3 protein-coding genes are annotated in these 2,645 nt (G+C 63.9%); 2 read left to right on the forward strand and 1 reads right to left on the reverse strand.

The window, feature by feature from the left end:
• The coding region (locus ACE3OH_RS21435) for a hypothetical protein (protein WP_374358055.1) at positions 1-307 on the reverse strand (307 nt) is incomplete at its 3' end.
• 368 nt (positions 308-675) lie between these two features.
• Between ACE3OH_RS21435 and ACE3OH_RS21440 the strand changes: the two genes are divergently transcribed.
• Positions 676-1,794, forward strand: a complete 1,119-nt coding sequence (locus ACE3OH_RS21440) for a M14 family metallopeptidase (protein ID WP_374358057.1) — start codon at positions 676-678, stop codon at positions 1,792-1,794.
• Positions 1,795-1,882: 88 nt separating this feature from the next.
• On the forward strand, positions 1,883-2,645 hold a 763-nt coding region (locus tag ACE3OH_RS21445; RefSeq protein ID WP_374358060.1), incomplete at its 3' end, for a GlxA family transcriptional regulator.

The raw sequence follows: 2,645 nt of genomic DNA on the forward strand, positions 1-2,645 counted from the left end.
TGTCGACCAGGAAGGGCTTGTCATCGTTGACCAGCTCGATCACGGTGTGGCTGGTCTGCCAGCGATGGTCATCAAAACTCGGGTTGTACACCCGCACCGAGGGCTCGCCGGCCTTGCGCGTCTGCGCCAGCTTCAGGTGGGCGAGGGCGGCTCCCAGCCAGTCCTGCGCGTCGCGGCCCGACAGGTCATGGGCATCGGTGTCGGCGTAGTAGGTCTCGATCAGCTTGCTCAGATTGACCGGGCTGGCCTCGCGTTTGTCGATACGACGCACGATGTCGCCAACGAGGCTGGCGTGGATGGTTTGCATGGCTTACATGTCTCCTGCTTGGGAAAGAATGCAGAGGCTGTTCGATCAGCCTTCTGCGCGACAACCGCAACGGCGGCTGTCAACTGTTCTGTGGGGCTGTGCATCCTGAAGCGGCCGGCAGCGACTTGTTTGCTATCCGGGCCTGCTTCGGCGTTCGGTGGCGCGATTGTATATGCAAGCGCCGCTTTGCAGGCATGGCGCGGCCCGAATTGTAGCGCCGCGCGTCGCGCTACAGGGATTGGGGTAAGCGACAGTTTGTTATAGCCGTCGGCATTTCGCTGGCAGGGGAGAAATTGGCTGGTTATGCTTGCTTGGCTGGCAGAGCGGGCGCGCCCGGTCTGCCCCATTGTTACGCCGAGTCTGATTCCATGCATATTCAACGACATCCCTTGATCAGCCCCAGCCTGGGCACCCAGCGCGAGCTGCTCAGCTTTCACTACGGCCCGCGCGGTCGCGGCGAAAAAGTTTATCTGCAGGCCAGCCTGCATGCCGACGAATTGCCGGGCATGCTGGTTTTGCACTATCTGAAGCAGCGCCTGGCGCAGGCCGAGCAGGCGGGCCTGTTGCGCGGCGAGGTGGTGGTAGTGCCGGTGGCCAACCCGATCGGCCTGTCGCAAAACCTGCTGCAGCTACAGCTGGGCCGCTTCGAGATGTCCTGCGGCGAGAATTTCAACCGGCGCTATCCTGAGTTTGCAGAGTGGTTGGGCGACCAGCTGGAAGGGCGCTTGGGCAATGATGGCGAAACCAACAAGCGCATCATCCGCTCCGCCATGCAGGCCGCCCTGGCGGCGCAGCGCCCGCTTACCGAGCTGGGTTCGCTGCGCCAATTGCTTACCGGCCTGGCGCTCGATGCCGATGTGGTGCTGGATCTGCATTGCGACTTCGAGGCGGTGATGCATGTGTATTGCGAAACCCCCTGCCTGGATCAGGCCGAACCGCTGTACCGCCTGTTGGGCGCCGAAGCGGTGCTGTATGCCAAGGGCTCCGGTGGTGCCTCGTTCGACGAGGCGCTCAGTGGCGTGTGGTGGCAATTGGCCGAGCGCTTTGCCGGCCGCTTTCCGATTCCGCAGGCCTGCTTCAGCGCCACGGTGGAGTTGCGTGGCCAGGCCGATGTCGATGGCGCTCAGGCGCAGCACGATGCCGGCCAGCTGTTCGCCTATCTGCAGGCGCGCGGCGTAGTGCAAGGTGATATGCCAGCGCTGCCGCCGGCCCGCTGCACGCCCACGCCGCTGGCCGGGTCGGAAACCCTGCGTGCGCCCCATGCCGGGGTGATGGTATTTCGCCATCAACCCGGTGACTGGATCGAAGCGGGGCAGACCGTGCTGGAGGTGATCGATCCGCTCAGCGACACGGTAAGCGCGGTCAAGGCCAGCGTCAGTGGCCGGCTATATGCGCGGGAAAACCGCCGCTATGCCTTGCAAGGCATGGATCTGTGCCGAATTGCCGGCGCGGTGGCGTTTCGTACCGGCTATCTGCTCAGCGCTTGAGTCGGCCTTTTTCTGCATGGCGCCAAGCGCGCGTACAATCATCGGCTTTGCCGCAGCGCTGCGATAACGCTAAACGCCCCGAGTAGCCATGTTTGCCCTTGCCGATCATCCGCCCACCCAGACCGTGGGCCTGTTGCTGCTGCCCGGTTTCGCCGAGGGCGAGCTGGGGCTGTTGATCGACTGCATGGCGCTGTTGAATCAACTCAGCGAAGCGGACTGCTACCGCATCTGCCTGTTGTCGGTCGATGGGCAGCCTGTGGCCGGCCGCAGTGGCCGGCAATGGGCAGTGGACGGCGCCGTGGTCGAGCAGGCCGATTTGTCGCTGCTATTGCTGCTGGCCAGTGAGTCGCCGCGAGAGCTTGTCGGCAGCAGTCCATTGCTCGATACGCTCAAGCGCCTGGCGCAGCAGCGGGTTCTGCTCGCCGGTGTGAATGCCGGCGCCTTCTGGCTGGCGGCCGCCGGTTTGCTGGCCGGAATGCGCGCAACCGTGCACTGGCGGCTGCTTGATGCCTTCTCCGAGCAATATCCGCAAACCATTGCCAGCGCCTGCCTGTTTGAAATCGACCATGACCTTGCCAGCTGTGGCGGTGGTGCGGCGGTGGTCGATCTATTCCTGCATCTGGCGGCGCGCCAGCTGGGTGCCGATATCACCGCAGCGGTGGCCGAGCAGTTGTTGTTCGACCGCATTCGCGGCCGCGACGACAGGCAGCGCATACCGCTGCAGAATCAGATCGGTGGCAGCCAGCCCAAGCTGGTGCAAGCGGTAATGCTGATGGAGGCCAATCTGGAAGAGCCGCTGACTACCGATGAAGTGGCCCAGCATGTCTGCGTATCGCGCCGCCAGCTGGAAC

The organism is Chitinimonas sp. (genome assembly GCF_041904975.1).
Lineage (GTDB): Bacteria > Pseudomonadota > Gammaproteobacteria > Burkholderiales > Chitinimonadaceae > Chitinimonas.

Excerpts from the sequence above, each read along its gene's own strand:
- ACE3OH_RS21440 (WP_374358057.1), top strand. The coding sequence starts at position 676 with ATGCATATTCAACGACATCCCTTGATCAGCCCCAGCCTGGGCACCCAG.